Below are 15,669 nucleotides of genomic sequence, written 5' to 3' on the forward strand. Positions count from 1 at the left end.
CCGCTGCCCCGCCTCGATCGCGACCGGATCGCCGCCCGCCTGGAGGCGGTGCTGGCCTTCGCCGAGGCCGCCCGTCACCGCCCCAACCGCTACCTCTGGGGGGGCACCCTGGGGCCCGATTTCGACTGCTCGGGGCTGGTGCAGACCGCCTTCGCCCAGGCCGGCATCTGGCTGCCCCGCGACGCCTACCTGCAGGAACGCTTCTGCCGCCCGGCGGCCGTGGCCAGCGGCGTCACCAGCCTGCTGCGGCCGGGGGATCTGCTGTTCTTCGGCACCCCGCGGCGCTGCACCCACGTGGCCCTGCACCTGGGCGGCGGCCGCTACCTGCACAGCTCCGGGCGTCAGCACGGCCGCGACGGCATCGGCATCGACGACCTGAACCCCCGCAACCGGGATCCGGTGGCCTGCCACTACCGGGCCGAACTGCGGGGCGCGGGGCGGGTGATGCACAGCCACGACGGCAGCCCCCTGCCGCCCTGAGGTAAGTTCAGGCGACGAGCCTGGGGATCGGTCATGGCGGGGGCAGCCCTGGCCCACAGTCCGGAACTCTCCGTTCCCGAACTCCCCCCCGAACTCTCCGTCGTCGTCCCCCTCTACAACGAGGAGGAGAGCCTTCCCCATCTGGTGAAGAAGCTGCTGGCAGCCCTGCGGCCGCTGGGGCGCACCTTCGAGCTGGTCCTGGTGGATGACGGTTCGAGGGACGGCACCCCGGCGGTGCTGCGGGATCTGGCGGGCCGGGTGCCCGAACTTGTGGCGGTGCTGCTGCGCCGCAACTACGGGCAGACGGCCGCCATGGCCGCCGGTTTCGATGCCAGCAGCGGCGGGGTGATCGTCACCCTCGACGGCGACCTCCAGAACGATCCTGCCGACATCCCGATGCTGCTGGCCCGGCTGGAGCAGGACGAGCTGGACCTGGTGAGCGGCTGGAGGCACCAACGCCAGGACGGAGCCCTGGACCGGCTGCTGCCGTCCCTGCTGGCCAACCGCCTGATCGCCCGGGTCACCGGGGTACGGCTGCACGACTACGGCTGCTCCCTGAAGGCCTACCGGCGCGAGGTGGTCAGCGACATGAACCTCTACGGGGAACTGCACCGGTTCCTGCCGGCCCTGGCCTTCATCGAAGGGGCCCGGATCGGTGAGGTGAGGGTGTCCCACCAGGCCCGCCGCTACGGCCGCAGCAAGTACGGCATCGATCGCACCTTCCGGGTGCTGATGGACCTGCTGACGGTCTGGTTCATGAAGCGGTTCCTGACCCGGCCGATGCACGTGTTCGGCTTCGCCGGCCTCCTGGCCCTGCTGTCGGGGCTGGCCATCGTCGCCTGGCTGGTGGGGGAGAAGCTGCTGCTGGGGGCCGACATCGGCAACCGCCCCCTGCTGCTGATGGCGGTGTTCGCGATCCTCAGCGGCGTGCAGCTGTTCAGCTTCGGGCTGCTGGCGGAACTGCAGATGCGCACCTATCACGAAAGCCAGGGCCGGCCGATCTACCGGGTGCGGGCGACCCTGCGCGGGGGCGGGTGAGCAGGGCGGCTGGGCGCGGCGGCTGAACTTTTATGTCGCCCCCCGCGTCGCCGAGAAGCCGGACAGGGCATGGTCCTTACAGTACCGGCGGTTCCTACTGGCCCAAGCCATGACTGGTGAATTTGCCGTTGCCTGGATGCCGTCCGTGATGGTTCCCCTGGTGGGAATCCTCGGCGCGGCGGTGGCCATGGCCCTGCTGTTCAACGTGATCGAGGCGACCGACTGACGCCGGCTCCGGCCCCAGCGTCCTTCGCCTCCCCCCTCCGATCCGCCGACCCCCCGATCCGCTTCCCATGACCGTGACCCCCGTGGCCGACCCGACCGTCGGCAATCTGGCCACCCCCGTCAACAGCAGCTACTTCACCAAGGCCTTCCTGAACGCCCTGCCGGCCTACCGCCCCTCCCTCTCGCCCAACCGTCGCGGTCTTGAGGTGGGCATGGCCCACGGCTACCTGCTCTACGGCCCCTTCGCCTACACCGGCCCCCTGCGCGCCACCGAGTTCGCCAGCACCGCCGGCCTGCTCGCCGCCATCGGCCTGGTGTCGATTCTGACCATCTGCCTGTCGATCTACGGCACCGCCGGCACTGGCCCCAACGTCCAGCCCCCCGACGCCACCATCGACAACCCCCCGGCCGACCTGTTCACCAAAGCCGGCTGGGCGGAATTCGCCAGCGGCTTCTGGCTGGGTGGCTGCGGTGGCGCCGCCTTCGCCTGGTTCCTCTGCAGCACCGCCATCCAGTCCCCGCTGGCCAACATCGCCGGTGGCGTCTGGAGCGCCGGCTGAGTTCACCGTTGGTCAGCCATCCCCGGGTCCCGAACCCCGGGATGGTGGTCCAACCCTTTCCTGCAAGCCCTGCCTCGGCAGGGCTTTTTTCATGGTCCAACTCCTGACGGCGATCGCCGTGGCTGCCCCGATCGATCTGGCTGCCGCCCGGTGCCGTCCCCTCAACCGAAAGGCATCCCTGGTGACGCGACGAGGCGCTCGCTGAACACGGCCAGATTCAGCACCAGGGTCAGCAGCGAACAGATCAGAAACGTGATCTTCAGGGACCGTGGCGCCTGGGCGGATCCGGCGGCTGCGGCGGACAGCACCACCAGCGGAATGAAGACCACGGCGAGATAGCGGGGACTGATGAATCGCAGCAGCAGCGGCGGCACAAGGGAAAGGAACGCCGCCGCACCCAGAAACCTCAGGCTGAGCTGGGTGGCTGCAGGAAAGGCCCCAAGGCGCCATGCCCGGAAAAAGGGAATCAGCATCAATCCCATCGTCTGCAGCACAGAAAAAAGGCCGAAGGCGCCAGAGACCAGGACAAAATCAAGATATTTCTTGGGGTACCGAAGCATCACCTCGCTCACCGTGCGCGCTCCCGGGAACACCGAACGCATCACATCTTGCCAATTCGCAGCGTTGGCAGCCAGCGATTCAGAACCAGGAGAAAACTGATGGGGGCTGAACATGAAGACATAGGACGAGCCAAAGGTTCGCAGTCCCTTGACCGTCCTGACCATGTCCATCCCATAGAGCTTGAATCCGGGAGCCATCAGCAACACCAGCCAGAAGGCCATCCCCAGCGGGATCTGCCAGCGCATCCGGTTCTGCCGGAAATCCCACCAGTACCATACAGACCCACCCCCAGGGAGCAGAGGAGCAACTGGATCTTGGAGAGCCCGAACAGCACCAGGAGCCCAGAGGATATCAGCCGTGGCCACCCCAGCCGCACGGACAACATAAACAAGGCGAAGAACGACGCTGCGATGATGTCACTGGAAGGCTCGGCAAACTGAAGGGCGGAACTGGCGATGACGGAGAAGGCCAGGGCCTGGAAGAACCAGTGACGAATGAACAATAGACAAAGCGAATAGGAGGATCCCAGAAACAGCAGGGTGGTGATGCACTTGGCATGCCAGTTGAGCGTCTCCGGAGCCGGAGAGACCACCAACTTATAGAGGCCGATCAGCAGGCTGGCGGACACGCCACCGGACCACTTGAAGCGGGGATATTGAAAGACCCAGCCCGTCGGCAGTCGATCAAGGCGCAGATCTGCCCGCGTCACAAAGGACTGATCCATCGGCCATTCGGACACCTGACCGCTCTGACTCAGGATCCCGGCAAACGAGATGACGATGGCAATGACAAGCAGAAATGGCAGGCAACTCTTTCTGAACAAGCCCGCAAGATCCTGGGGCTTTACCTGCATTTCTAACCGGCAACCGCAAGAGCGTAGCAGGCAAAAAAGCAGCCATCCATGCCCCGGGCCGATGGACTCAGACCAGCTGGTTGAAGTTGAAGCCGATCACGTGGTCGTCGAAATCGCGGTCACCACCACCGAAGGTGTCCTCCAGGCCGAACAGATTGGTGCCCAATGTCCGGAAGTGGCTGATGCCGTCGGCATTGGCTCCGGCATAGGCAAAGAAGGTGCGGCCCCGCACCTGGGCGAAGGGCGCCAGGAAGGAGGATTCCGTGATGGTGACCGATGTGGCGCTGGACTGGTTGTCGCCCACCCGCAGGCCCTGGAGCTCGGTGACGAGGTTGTCGGCGCGCAGGGCGGCTTGGCGGTAGTTCGCCTCCCCGGGGCGCACCAGGTTGCCGGCTGCGTCGTGCACGGTGCCCTGGGCATCAAGGGCGCGGTAGAAGCCGGTGATGGCGTCGAAATTGGCTTCCCGGCTGAGCACAACGGTGCCCTGGACCGCCTGGGAGGAGGAGAAGGCGGTGAAGTCCAGGACCGGAGCCAGGCCCTGCTCCTGGCCGATCAGCGCATCGAGTCCCTGGTCGGTGTCGAGCAGATCGAGGGAGAGGCTCACACCGCTGGGGGAAGCGAAGCCCACCGAACGATCGGCGCCGGCGGGGGCGTCGGGGCTGAAGAAGCGCAGACGCGCGTCAGCGGCACTGGTGAGGTCCGCGAGGCTGGCATCGCTCACCTCGAAGAAGCGCACCGACTGGCCGTTGACCAGCAGAATCTCGCGATCGAAGGTAGTGCCCGCCGCCAGGGTGACGTCGCTGCTCTCCAGGGTGGAGAAGAGGGTCTGGGCGCGGGAGCGGATGGCCGCCAGATCCGTCAGAAGCGCATCGGCACCGGCCAGTTCACTGGCCTCGAGCACCACATAGCCGATCTGGTTGGAGCTGGCCGGCCGGCCCGAGAGGCTGGCCCGCACCACCAGGCTGGCGGCCGCGCTGCCGTTGGACGGATCCGCCACCGTGAGGGTGAGGGGATCGGCGCGGCGGAAGACGGGCTGGAGATCCACCGTTCCGACGGTCAGCGACTGCAGGATCTCGCCATCCGCCGCCGGCCCCTGATCACCGGGGCCGCCATCGCCCAGGGAGAGGTGCAGGAACTCCGCGGACCCATCGGCGTCGAGGTCATAGAAGCGGGCACCGCCGCCTTGGCGCGGGTCGTAGGTCAGCGGGGTGGTCACGCCGATGCCTGGGTCGGTGGCGACGGCGATCCAGCGGCTGGTCGGGGTGTCAGCGATGGGGGCTCCGACGGTCAGGGCGGCGAGCCCGAAGCTGACCGTCGCCCTCTCCAGCCCCGGGTCCAGATCGATGCCGAAATCCACGGAGCTCTCAGCGAGGCCAGCACCGGGGGCCGTGGTCGGCACCACCTGGAAGGGACGGTCGGGCTGAACAGTCCCGCCTGTGATGGCGACGGGGATGGTTGTCGCATCGCCGCCGGGGGTGATGACCACCACGACCGGGTTGCCAGGATCGGAGGGAGGGACCGCACCGATCGTCAGCGCCGGCGCGAAGGGCGTGATCGCCGTTCCATCGAAAAACCCAAGCCGCAGGTTGAGGCTGGCCAGGTCGGCCGGGCCGAAGCCGGCGGGGGCCGTGACGCTGAGGGTCGTGCGGTCGGCGCGGATCCAGTCGGGGCCTTCGAGGACCACCAGCTGCAGGTCGTCGCCATCGGCATCGAGGCCGAGGGCAGCGAGGTTCTGAAGCACCTGGACACCGGGAATCACGGTGAGACGGGGCCCACCGGACGGGGCCACCAGCTCCGGTGCCGCATTGGCCTGGATGCCGGCCGCAGCCAGGGCCTGCTTGATCTGCCCCCAGTTGCCCTGGAGCTGCTGGCCATCGATGAAGGCCGTGTCCCGGCCCACTTCGAAGTCGCGGATCTGCAGCAGCGGGGCCGTCGCCACCGCAGCGGAGCTGTCGATCAGGAACTGATCGGCCTCCCGGTCCGCCAGGGCCGTGGCGGGCGCCAGCCAGGGCGTGGTAGCGGGGTCGATCAGGCGGCCACCGATGACGACATCCCTGGCCTGGCCCAGGAAGAACTGGTCGGAGCCCGCCCCGCCCACCAGGACGTTGCCGCCCAGGCTTTCCGTGTTGAAGAACTGGTCGCTGCCGCCCCGGCCCTCGATGCGGGAGCCCACTCCGACGTAGACCGTGTCCGGCGCCTCGGAACCGATCACTGTGACGTTGGCGAGCTGGATGCCCTGCTCGGGCACGGCCCCGTAGGCGGCCGGATCCAGCAGCATCAGGTTGCCGCTGGCGTCCACCGCCGCACCGAAGATCAGGTCGAGTTCCTTCCAGCCGGGCTGCCAGAGGATCGGCCCGCCCTGCTCGGGAGCCACCGCCAGGCGGAAGTCGGCCGAACCGGTCACCGTCTCGATCGCCCAGGCTGGCTGGTCGGTGATGGCATCGATGCCGGAGAGCAGGTGGAACTCCCCGTTCACCTGATCGGTCGTGACGGTGAGATCGAGGAAGCCGCGCCGGTTCACATCGGCGTAGGCCAGTCCGTTGATGTACCCCATGAACAGGCCGTCAAGGCCATCGACGGCGGGGTAATTCGCCCGGATGTAGGCATCGGCGCCGGGGAGATACCTCTCCAGCCCCGGTGAGGTGACCCCAGGGCTGGCGAACTCCAGGCCGGCCAGGCTGCCGGCGGGGCCGGTGCCCGCCGTCATCGTGTCGAGCACGCCGGCCCAGGCGTTGTGGGTGTCGCCGGCCAGGCTGATCAGCCGTTTGCCCAGGGCCAGGGCGCTCTGCAGGATGGTTTCACGCTCCACCCCATAGCCATCCCAGGCGTCGAGGTTGTAGGGGATCTTGCCCGCTTCGGAGAACAGGGCTTGCTCTGCGGCTGACAGCTGATCGAACGGGGTACCGGTGGCGAGTTTCTGCAGGGGGGCGGCGTACTTGTCGAGCAGGGCGGGGTTGCCGGCATCCAGCAGCAGCTCCGCCGGCACCGCCATCGACTGCATCAGCACCTGCTGGCCCAGCACCTGCCAGGCGGCGCCGGAGCCGGCCATGCGTTCCTGCAGCCAGGCCATCTGAGCGTCGCCGATCAGATCCCGGTCGGGATCGCCCCAGGCCTGCTGCACGGTGGCCAGCACCAGTTCCTGGGTCACCAGGGGGGCCAGGGCGGCGGCAAAGCCCGGGACCGCCGCGGGGGAGGCCGGCGGGGTGAGCCCCAGCCGGTTCGCATAGGCCGCCAGCAGGGCCGGGTCGGCGAGGATCGCGCCGATGCGGGCCTGCACGGCGGCGGCATCGGGGTACTCCAGCTGCTCATCGCGGGCGGTGAGACGGGTTTCGAGGATGTGCAGCGCCAGCACGTCGCCGAACTCGAAGGAGCGGTAGCCCTGGGTGAGGGGGGAGAGGGCGGTGGCCCCGTCACCGCTCTGGCGCAGGCCGGGCTCCCGGATCGGCAGCCACTCGTGGTAAGCCTTGAGGGCGGCGTCGCGCCGGGCGATCCAGTCGCCCTCGCTGGCGCTCTGGTGGTTCTGGGCGCCACCGGCCCAGCTGTCGTTGGCGGTCTCGTGGTCGTCCCAGATGGCGATCAGCGGCGCCGCGGCCCGCAGGGCCTGAAGATTGACATCGGTGTGGTACTGGGCATAGCGGAGGCGGTAGTCGTCGAGGCTGACGATCTCGCGGTCGGGCAGGAAGCCGCGGCTGCCGGCGGCGTCCTCTGCCTCGTTGAAGCCGCCGGGACCGTATTCATAGATGTAGTCGCCCAGATGCACCAGGGCGTCGTAGGGGTTCACCGCGTGGACGGCGGCGGCCCGGGCGTAGGCGAGGAATTCCTCGGCGGCGGTGAAGTTGGCGCAGGAGAACACCGCCAGCCGCACCGGGCCGCTGCCCACCGGCAGGGTCTTGGTCTGCCCCACCATCGACTGCGCCGCACCGGCACGGAAGCGGTAGTGATAGACGGTGTCGGCGCTGAGGCCGTCGGCCTCCACCTTCACGGTCCAGTCGCGGGCGACGCTGGTGGTGAACACGCCGCTGTCGACGATCGAGCCGGCCTCGAAACCGGCGCTGCGGGACACCTCCCACTGCACGTCAACCAGTCCGGCGAAACCGGCGGGCGGCGTGATCCGGGTCCAGAGGATCACCGAATCGGCATAGGGATCGCCGGAGGCGACGCCGTGGGAGAAGGCGAGTCCGGCGGGCAGCGCCCGGCCCAGATCCAGGTCCAGCAGCAGGGGGTCGTGGTCGGAGGTGCGGTACGGATCGGGGGCGAAGAAATCGCGGGACGCCGCGTTGCCGTTGCTGTTGGTATCGAGGTTGTAGTCGCGGAAGGCGCCCTCGGCGGAATTGATGCTCCACTCGCTGGCCGCCACCGCCTGGCTCACCAGCGACGGGGAGATCAGCATGTGATCCAGCGCCCCGCTCATGTCGACCGGGTTGAAGAAGGCGTAGCTGGAGGGCGGCTCGGCCGTGAAGGTGGGCAGGGCGTTGCGGAAGCCCGCCGCTTCGAACACGGCGATCGGATCCTCCTTGGCATAGGCATTGATGTCGCCCAGCACCACCCAGTCGCCGTCGCCGTTGCCGGTGGGGTCGGTGCCGATCCAGCGCACCAGTTCGCTGGCGGCGGCGGTGCGGGTGGCATTGAAGGCCGACTGGCCATCCCGCTGGTCGAGGTCGGCTCCGGTGGCACCGCCGCTGCCCTTCGATTTGAGGTGGTTGACGACGACATTGAGCACCTCGCCGCTGGCCAGTTCCCGGAAGCCCTGGGCCAGGGCCGGCCGGTTGAGCGGACTGCCGGTGGCGAGGGGATCGGTGAAGCCGGCGCTGTCCAGCACCTGGGCCGGGCCGGTGGGGGCCACCGCCTGGCTGTCGTAGATCAGCCCCACCTTGATGGCGTCGCTGCCGATCAGGCCGGTGGGCACAAAGGTGTAGAGGCGCGGAGAGCCGCTGGGCTGGGCGGCGTTGAGCCGCGCCACGATCGCGGCCAGGGTGGCGTCGTCGGCGTCGTTCTCCAGCTCCATCAGGCCGATCACATCGGCCTTCAGGCCCACCAGGGCAGCGGTGAGCTTGGTGAGCTGGCGCTCCAGCTCCTCGGCCGTGTCGGCACCCCGGGGGTCCAGACCGGTGGCCGTGGTCGCCCCAGGAACGTCAAGGGTGGTGAAGGTGTTGAGCACGTTGAAGCTGGCCAGCCGCAGCTGCCCGGCCCCAGCCGGCGCCGGCGCCGGCGGACGGGGGTTGCCGGTGGTGAAGCTGAGTGGCGCCGTGGGCTGCAGCCGGTACTTGCCGAAGTCGAACCCCAGCACCCCTTCCACATCGGCGATGGTGTCGCCGCGACGCAGCAGCTGGTCCCGCACCGGCGCCGCCGGGGTGGCCGCCGCCGCGGGCCGGTATGCGCTGTTGCTGCCGTCGTCGAGCACCAGCTCGCGCAGGGCCGTGGCCTGCTCGGCGGAAAAGGCGGCCGGCCCCGGCTCCATCACATTGGTGGGCTGGAGCGGCAGCCCCCCGGCGCTGAGCTCCACCTCGCCGAAGCGGAACTGGCCGAACAGACCGTTGACGCTGAGGGTCTCCGGGAAGCGCACCCACATGCCCTCGTAGGGCTCCAGATCGAGGGCGCTGCTGCGCTGGGCGAGCAGGTCAGGGATGTCGACCCGTTGCGTGTCCCCCAGGCGGCCCTGCCCTTCCACCGTCAGGGCGCTGACGGCCGTGATCACCGTCTGGCCGAAGCGCTCGGCCACCGTGCCGGTGAGCCGCACCCGGTCACCGATCACCACATCAACATTCGTGCCCGTCAGGGGGTAGGCCACGTAGAGCCCCTCGGAGGTGAGGGCGCTGGTGTCCCAGTCGCCGGTCTCCTCCTGCAGGAAGAAGCCACCCAGTTCGGCGCTGGCCTGGAAGTCGCCCACCACCACGGCGGTGAGGGTCACGCTCTGGTTCAGGAGGGGGCTGCTGGCGCCGCTGCCCTGCACCGCCGAGATCCGGCTGATGCGGTCGTTGTCGGCGATGGTGACCGCGGCACTGCCCGCCCCAGCGGCAATCGTGTGGCCCGTCGGTGCGGTCAGCTCGATGCTCAGGGTCTCGGGGCCTTCATCGACGGCGTCATCGAGCACCGCGATCGCCAGATCAACGCTGGCCGCTCCCGCCGGGATCAGCACCGAGGCCGGCAGGGGGCTGGCCAGGTCGCTGGCGTCGGCCAGACCGACCCCGCTGACCAGGCGGATCGGAACCGCCAGGGCCGCCACCGTGGAGCCGGTGCGGCTGATGCGCAGGCTGGCCCCATCGCCGGATTCGCTCGCCACGGCGTCGATGGCCGCGATCGCGACCTCAGGCAGCCCCGGCGGCGTCGCCACCGACAGGCGCAGATCGTCGATGGCAAGGCCGTGGTCGTTGCCGGGATCGTTGATCTCCGCCCAGCGCAGCCAGAGGGTGGCGTCGGCCGCCCAGGGGCTGGCCGAGAGGTCGAGGCTGCCGCCCACACCAGCCACCCTGCCGGCGCCGTTGCCATCGACCGCACCGGCCGTGCTGCCGGTCACCGGTGAGGCCCAGTTGAAGCTGGCCCCCGGCGTGGCCCAGAGGCCCACCTGCTCAAAGCTGGCGCCGAAGCCCCACTGCAGCTCCATCGTCTGGGCCGCGGTGTTGCCGCCGTTGCGCCACTGCTCGCCGTTGAAGGAGAGATCCAAGCTGGAGATCGCCGCCCCGCTGGCATTGGTGAGGGCCAGGGCGAACCAGCCGGCCACCGACCCGCTGGAGGGGGAACCGAAATAACTGCCGCCCGACCCCAGCCCCCCCAAAGCCCGGTCGCTGCTGCCCGTCGACCCGTAGCTCACGAAGGCACCGGCATTGCCGGTGCCGCTGTCGGCGTTGTAGGTGGCAAGGGCGACCGGGGCAGCCGCCGGCTGGCGGAACAGGTGCCACCCCGGCAGGGTCACGTCGTTGGCCCAGCCATTCCCGGAGCCGGAGAGGGCCAGGGCATCGAAGCTCTGGCTGTACAGGCCTGTGAAGAGGGCTGGCATGGTCCGGGGGGGGATAGGCGGGGGAGGAAAACAGAGACGCGAGAGGGCCCAGGGAATGGGCCCCCGGAACGCCTCAGACCAGGGCGAAGTTGGCCTGGTTGTTGAGCGCGGCGGCGCTGATGTTCGTGAAGTGGCCCACGCCCACCCCCGACACACGCAGCAGGGTGTCGGCTCCCACCTGGGAGAAGCCGAGATCCGCGAAGGCCACGCCCCGCAGGCCCACCGTGTCCAAGCCGACGGTGAAATCCATCACGTACTGCTTGGCCGCGGGCCGATCCCCCGGCTCGCTCACCAGCCAGAACTGGTCGGCACCGGCGCCACCGTTGAGGTGGTTGGTGCCGGCCCCAGCGAGGATGGTGAAGACATCGTTGCCCTCGCCGCCCAGGGCCCGGTTGCCGCTGCTGCCGATGATGAATTCGTCATGGCCGGCCATGCCGCTGAGGCGGTTCTGACCGCCATCGATCGCCCAGATCTGGTCGCTGCCGCTGCCACCGGTGATCACATCGCGGCTGCCCGCGTACACCACGTCGGCACCGGATCCGGTGAAGATCCTGTTGTCGAAGCCGCTGGTGATCGCCACATCCACCTCGTCGTTGCCGGCGCCGGTGAACACGGTGTCCAGGCGACCGTCGAAGCCGGGGACCGTTGAGAGGCCCGGAAGGAGGATGTCGTTGCCGGGGGTGCCGACAAGGATCGGATCGATCACAGAATCGACGCGCACCGCCAGGTTCTGGAGGCGTGTGTCGAGAGCCGCCGGGGTGTCGGCCGCCGTGAACGGGTTGTCGGGGGAGTGGTTGTCGGCCAGGAATTCGGCCAGGGCATCCTGCTCGGAGCCATCGGCGGCGAAGGTGGCGACGCCGGTGCGGGGGGCGCCGCCCGGCTGGGTGATGTTCACCCGGTTGGGGTTCGTGAGGCTCGCGAAGGGGTAGCCGTCACCGCCACTGGCCAGGAAGTCCAGGGTCACCATCCGGATGCTGCGGGCCGGATCGCCCACCACCTCGCCGTTTCGGACCACGACGTCAAGATCGTTGCCGACCTCGTCCTGGATCGCCAGGTTCACCACCCTGGAGCCTGTCGGGCGGCTGAGGTCGTAGCTGAAGGCCAGGCCGCCCACCTGGGGGAACCGGCCCTGGTTGATGCCGGCGCCGATGCCGTGCTCGATCAGGGCCTTGAGTTCGCTGGGGGAGACGCTGACGAGCGACAGGCCGTTGTTGAAGCTGAGGGCGTTGGCGATGTCATTGCGGGAGATGCCGCCCTCCGGCTTCACCACGTTGCCCTGGGCGTCGAACACCGCCGCGGTGGGCAGCAGCTCGGGAACCCCGGTCACCGAACCGGTGGGAATGGTCGACTGGCCGATGGAATTGCGGATGCCGCCGCCGTTCTTGAGCGAGACCACCACGGTGGGATCGATCTGGCGGGCGTAGGCGAGATTGGCGTCGGCCGTGAGGTTGCCGAGGTTGGTTTCCTCGCTGCGCACACCGGGGTTGCGGTTGCCGTTGAGGAACACCTCACTGACGCCGAACCAGTCCGACTCCTGGGAGACGATCACCGCCCGCAGGTTGTCGACCACCTCCTGGACCCGAGCATCGATGAAGGCCTCGGCATTGAGGGCCGCAACGCCGGCGGCATCGGTGCTGTAGGCACCACTGAGGCTGGGGTCGTAGCTGGCCGGGATGATCACCCCGGAGGCATCGAAGTCGAGCACCAGGCGGCCCAGGTACTTATAGGTGCCATCGGTGTTGACCACCGCCACGGGCTTGCCATCGGCGTCGGTCTTGACGATCGGGTAGGGACCCTGAACGCTGTCGCCGGGGCGGGTCACGTCATCGCTGTCGAACAGGCGGGTGTTGGAGCCACCGGCCACGATGATGTCCACGTGGCGCAGGCGCTCGGCCAGGGCCTGCTCGATGCTGATCTGCTGCATGTGGGCCAGCAGGATCACCTTGTTCAGGCCCGGATTGGCCGCGATCAGGGCGTCCACATCAGCCTGGATCTCAGCGGCGAGGGCATCGAGTTCGGCGGCCGTGGGCACACCGCTGAACGGGCCCGGAGCCACGCCAACGCCGCCCGGGCTGGAAATGGTGCGCAGCCAGGGTGTGGTGGCGCCCACCACACCCACCGACTCGCCGTTGACATCGAAGACGACACTGCTGGTGATGGTGTTGGGTTGGGGTGCCTGGCCGGCGGGCACCACCAGGGAGGCCAGGTTGGCGTCGGTGCTGAAGTCGAGGTTGCCGCTCAGGTAGGGGAAGGCCGTGCCGGGGTAACCGGCGGCCGCATTGGGCCGGATCAGGTCCCGGACCACGGCGGTGCCCTGGTCGAACTCGTGGTTGCCGAAGGCGATCGCCTGGACGCCCAGGGCGTTCTGGATCAGCACATCGCCGCGGCCCACGGCGCCGTAGGCCTGGGCGGAGGCTCCGTAGAACAGGCCGGGGATCCAGGCGTCGCCGCTGGAGAGGGTGAGGGTGTTGGTGAAGCCAGGGATGCCGTCAAGGTCGATGTCTTGGGCCCGCAGGGCGTTGAGCACACCGGAGAGGCGGGGCGCATTGTCCAGGGCCGAGATGGCCCCCTCCTGGTCGGCCAGGTGGAACAGCTGCAGGCGGAAGGCACTGCCGCTGGGCAGGGGCGCCGCTGTGGTGATGCTCACCACGTCATTGCCTTCGCTGCTGGCGATCAGGCCGGCCGGCTCCCCGGAGGTGCTGCGCAGGAAGGTGATGCCCTCGATCCGCTCGGCGCCGGGGAACACCACCGGATCCACAGCCACCACGTTGTACGGGTCGGTCACGTCGAACACGGCGGCCACACTCGTGGTGGTGCGCTCCAGGGCCACGAAGGCGTAGGTGCGACCGGCCACGGTGGCGATCTCCACCATCTCGGGCTCGGTGCCCTTGTCGTCGTCGCGATTGGAGGCCATCAGGCCAAGGCTGTCGGCCAGCTCCTCCAGGGCGTCGCTGGAATCGAACACCACGTTGCCCTGCACGTCATAGATGCGCAGGGAGCGGGAGCCGATGCTGAACGGCTTGTCGATCAGGCCGTCGCCGTTGATGTCGCCGTAGTCATTGAGCAGGTTGAGGCGGGTGCGGCTGACGCCGGTGGCGGCGGCGAAGGCGTCATTCAGCGCATCCACACCGGGATGGTCCCGGAAGGGGGTGCCGTTCACCAGGGCGCCGTCGTTGGCGCGGGTGAGGTCGAAGAAGATGTTGCCCCGGTCCGGCTCGTACTCGCGCGAATCGCCCTCACCCACCGCCAGCAGGAAGCTGCGCCCCTGGGAATCGGTGAAGGTGGCGATGCCGTCCGGCATGGTGAGGCTGTAGAGCGGCAGGCCGGCGACTGGCAGGTACTGATTGCTGTTCGAGGGGCCGTCGCGGTCGGAACTGTCGAAGCCGGCGCCGTCGAAGCTCACCACGGTGATCGTGTTGCCGCTGGCGCCTTCGGTGCCGAAATCGTTGTCGTAGTTGATCACCAGGGCGCCGTCATCGCGGATGGTGAGGCCTTCCGGTTTGTCGAAAGCCAGGCTGCCGCCGATGGAGGGCAGATTGAACAACTCGATCTTGTGGGCCAGGCGGATGCCGGCGGCAGCCAGCACGTCGGCGCTGGAGGTGCTGAAGATCGGGGCCGTGGCGGCGTTGCTGTCGTGATCGACGAGGGTGCGGCGGTTGTCGAGCAGCTCGGGGCTGACCACGCCGATCGCGCCCAGCCAGCCGTCCGTGGCCTGGTCGGCGGCGCTGGTGAGCGGCAGGGTGTCGGTGGCACCGCGCAGATCCACCTCAAACACGTGCTTGAAGCCGGTGAGGCTGCGGCTGCTGTCGCGCTCCATCACCAGGAAGACGCCACGGTCGGCGTCGAAGGCCACATCGCCGATCTTGTCCTGCCCGGAGCGGCCACTCAGCAGGTAGAGGTGTTCCTTCACCGGGGTACCGGTGGCGGGGTCGATCGCCAGGATGCGGGTGAGTTCGGAGCGGCTGCGGCCTTCGGTGACGCCGTCCCCATTGGCATCCACATCCAGGGGGCTCTGCATGAAGGCATAGAGCAGGCCGTCGGTGGGATTGAAGGCCATGCCCTCGATGCCACGGTTGCTCCAGCGGTTGCCGTAGATGGCCGGCAGGCTGTCGATCGTCTCCGCGCCGATCGGGGTGGCGCCGCCCACGTTGTGCTGGGCGGCCAGCTGGGCCTTCTGACCGGCGGGGATGTAGCGCTGGATCAGGTTGCCGCTCAGCGCATCAAAGATCGAAATCTGACCCCGGTATTCATCGCCGACGGCGAACACCTGGCGCGTGCTGCCGCCGATGGTGAGGCTGAACAGCGAGACGGTTTCCGAGTCGATGCCGAAGGGGTCATAGGCCAGTGGCGCATTGGCGGCGTCGATCGGGACGTCATCCTTGATCGCCAGCTGGGGCAGACCGGTGAGGGGGGTGCCATCGGGACGATTGAGTCCAATGCGGCCCAGCTCGGTGACGGCTCCGGTGCTGCGATTCATGCCCAGCTTGTAGATGCTGGGCTGAAAGTCCGGATCCAGGAACTGACGCTGACCAGCGATCAGATCGCCGTTGGGGCCCCGATCGGTGATGGAGTAGTAGACATCCAGTTCGGTACCGTTCAGCGTCTCCTTGCCGGCGAAGAACAGGCCGGAAAGGCCACCAGCCAGCACCCCATCGGGCTGGTTGGCGGAGCCAGCGGCATACTCCAGTTCGAAACTGAAATTCTCGGCACTGGCGACGCCGCGGGACCAGTCCTTGATGCCGGCGGAGAAGATGGTGCTGATCACCGGCGCGGAGCCGCTCAGATCAACCACGGCGATGGCGTTGTTCTCCTGCAGGGAGATCCAGGCGGTGTGTCAAGCGACATCCGGAATTGGTCCTCCGGCGACATGAAATCTGGCCCACCCTGTGAGGCTGTAGCCCCGGCTTGTTGACGCCGTAGCCGGCGCCGGTTGGTCTTGCTCATCAGTCCATTGGGAT

At 68.5% G+C, this 15,669-nt stretch carries 8 protein-coding genes; 4 read left to right on the forward strand and 4 right to left on the reverse strand.

All coding sequences use genetic code 11. The features are described from left to right. From VB737_RS01980 to VB737_RS01995, 4 genes are all read left to right on the forward strand, one after another. The coding region (locus tag VB737_RS01980; protein WP_500310686.1) for a C40 family peptidase at positions 1-480 on the forward strand (480 nt) is incomplete at its 5' end. Between the two features lie 33 nt (positions 481-513). Beyond that, the gene (locus VB737_RS01985; RefSeq protein ID WP_500310688.1) at positions 514-1,518 is read left to right on the forward strand and encodes a glycosyltransferase family 2 protein; all 1,005 of its coding nucleotides are present in this window, start codon (positions 514-516) and stop codon (positions 1,516-1,518) included. Between the two features lie 109 nt (positions 1,519-1,627). After that, positions 1,628-1,744 carry a photosystem I reaction center subunit VIII gene (locus VB737_RS01990; RefSeq protein ID WP_015109434.1) on the forward strand — a complete coding sequence of 39 codons (117 nt, stop codon included), beginning with the start codon at positions 1,628-1,630 and terminating at the stop codon, positions 1,742-1,744. 67 nt (positions 1,745-1,811) lie between these two features. Beyond that, entirely contained in the window at positions 1,812-2,303 is a 492-nt protein-coding gene (locus VB737_RS01995) for a photosystem I reaction center subunit XI (RefSeq protein ID WP_500310690.1), read from the forward strand. Positions 2,304-2,464: 161 nt separating this feature from the next. Here VB737_RS01995 and VB737_RS02000 read toward each other — a convergent pair whose 3' ends face one another. From VB737_RS02000 to VB737_RS02015, 4 genes are all read right to left on the reverse strand, one after another. Next, positions 2,465-3,085 carry a hypothetical protein gene (locus VB737_RS02000; RefSeq protein WP_500310692.1) on the reverse strand — a complete coding sequence of 207 codons (621 nt, stop codon included), beginning with the start codon at positions 3,083-3,085 and terminating at the stop codon, positions 2,465-2,467. Then, on the reverse strand, positions 3,061-3,717 hold the full coding sequence (locus VB737_RS02005; protein ID WP_500310693.1) for a hypothetical protein: 657 nt from the start codon (positions 3,715-3,717) through the stop codon (positions 3,061-3,063). Before VB737_RS02005 ends, VB737_RS02000 begins: the two co-directional genes overlap by 25 nt. Positions 3,718-3,784: 67 nt before the next feature. Continuing rightward, complete coding sequence (locus VB737_RS02010; RefSeq protein WP_500310695.1) at positions 3,785-10,711, reverse strand: ExeM/NucH family extracellular endonuclease; 6,927 nt, start codon at positions 10,709-10,711, stop codon at positions 3,785-3,787. A 73-nt stretch (positions 10,712-10,784) separates the two neighbouring features. Then, positions 10,785-15,533, reverse strand: coding sequence for a choice-of-anchor I domain-containing protein (locus VB737_RS02015; RefSeq protein ID WP_500310697.1), 4,749 nt, complete (start codon positions 15,531-15,533; stop codon positions 10,785-10,787). Between the last annotated feature and the right edge of the window lie 136 nt (positions 15,534-15,669).

It is taken from the genome of Synechococcus sp. BA-120 BA3, from assembly GCF_034931285.1.
Lineage (GTDB): Bacteria > Cyanobacteriota > Cyanobacteriia > PCC-6307 > Cyanobiaceae > Cyanobium.

What these genes read in the sequence shown, in the direction of transcription:
- VB737_RS01985 (WP_500310688.1), top strand. Translation starts at nt 514, where the DNA reads ATGGCGGGGGCAGCCCTGGCCCACAGTCCGGAACTCTCCGTTCCCGAA.
- VB737_RS01990 (WP_015109434.1), top strand. Translation starts at nt 1,628, where the DNA reads ATGACTGGTGAATTTGCCGTTGCCTGGATGCCGTCCGTGATGGTTCCC.
- VB737_RS01995 (WP_500310690.1), top strand. Translation starts at nt 1,812, where the DNA reads ATGACCGTGACCCCCGTGGCCGACCCGACCGTCGGCAATCTGGCCACC.
- VB737_RS02000 (WP_500310692.1), bottom strand. Translation starts at nt 3,085, where the DNA reads ATGGCCTTCTGGCTGGTGTTGCTGATGGCTCCCGGATTCAAGCTCTAT.
- VB737_RS02005 (WP_500310693.1), bottom strand. Translation starts at nt 3,717, where the DNA reads ATGCAGGTAAAGCCCCAGGATCTTGCGGGCTTGTTCAGAAAGAGTTGC.
- VB737_RS02010 (WP_500310695.1), bottom strand. Translation starts at nt 10,711, where the DNA reads ATGCCAGCCCTCTTCACAGGCCTGTACAGCCAGAGCTTCGATGCCCTG.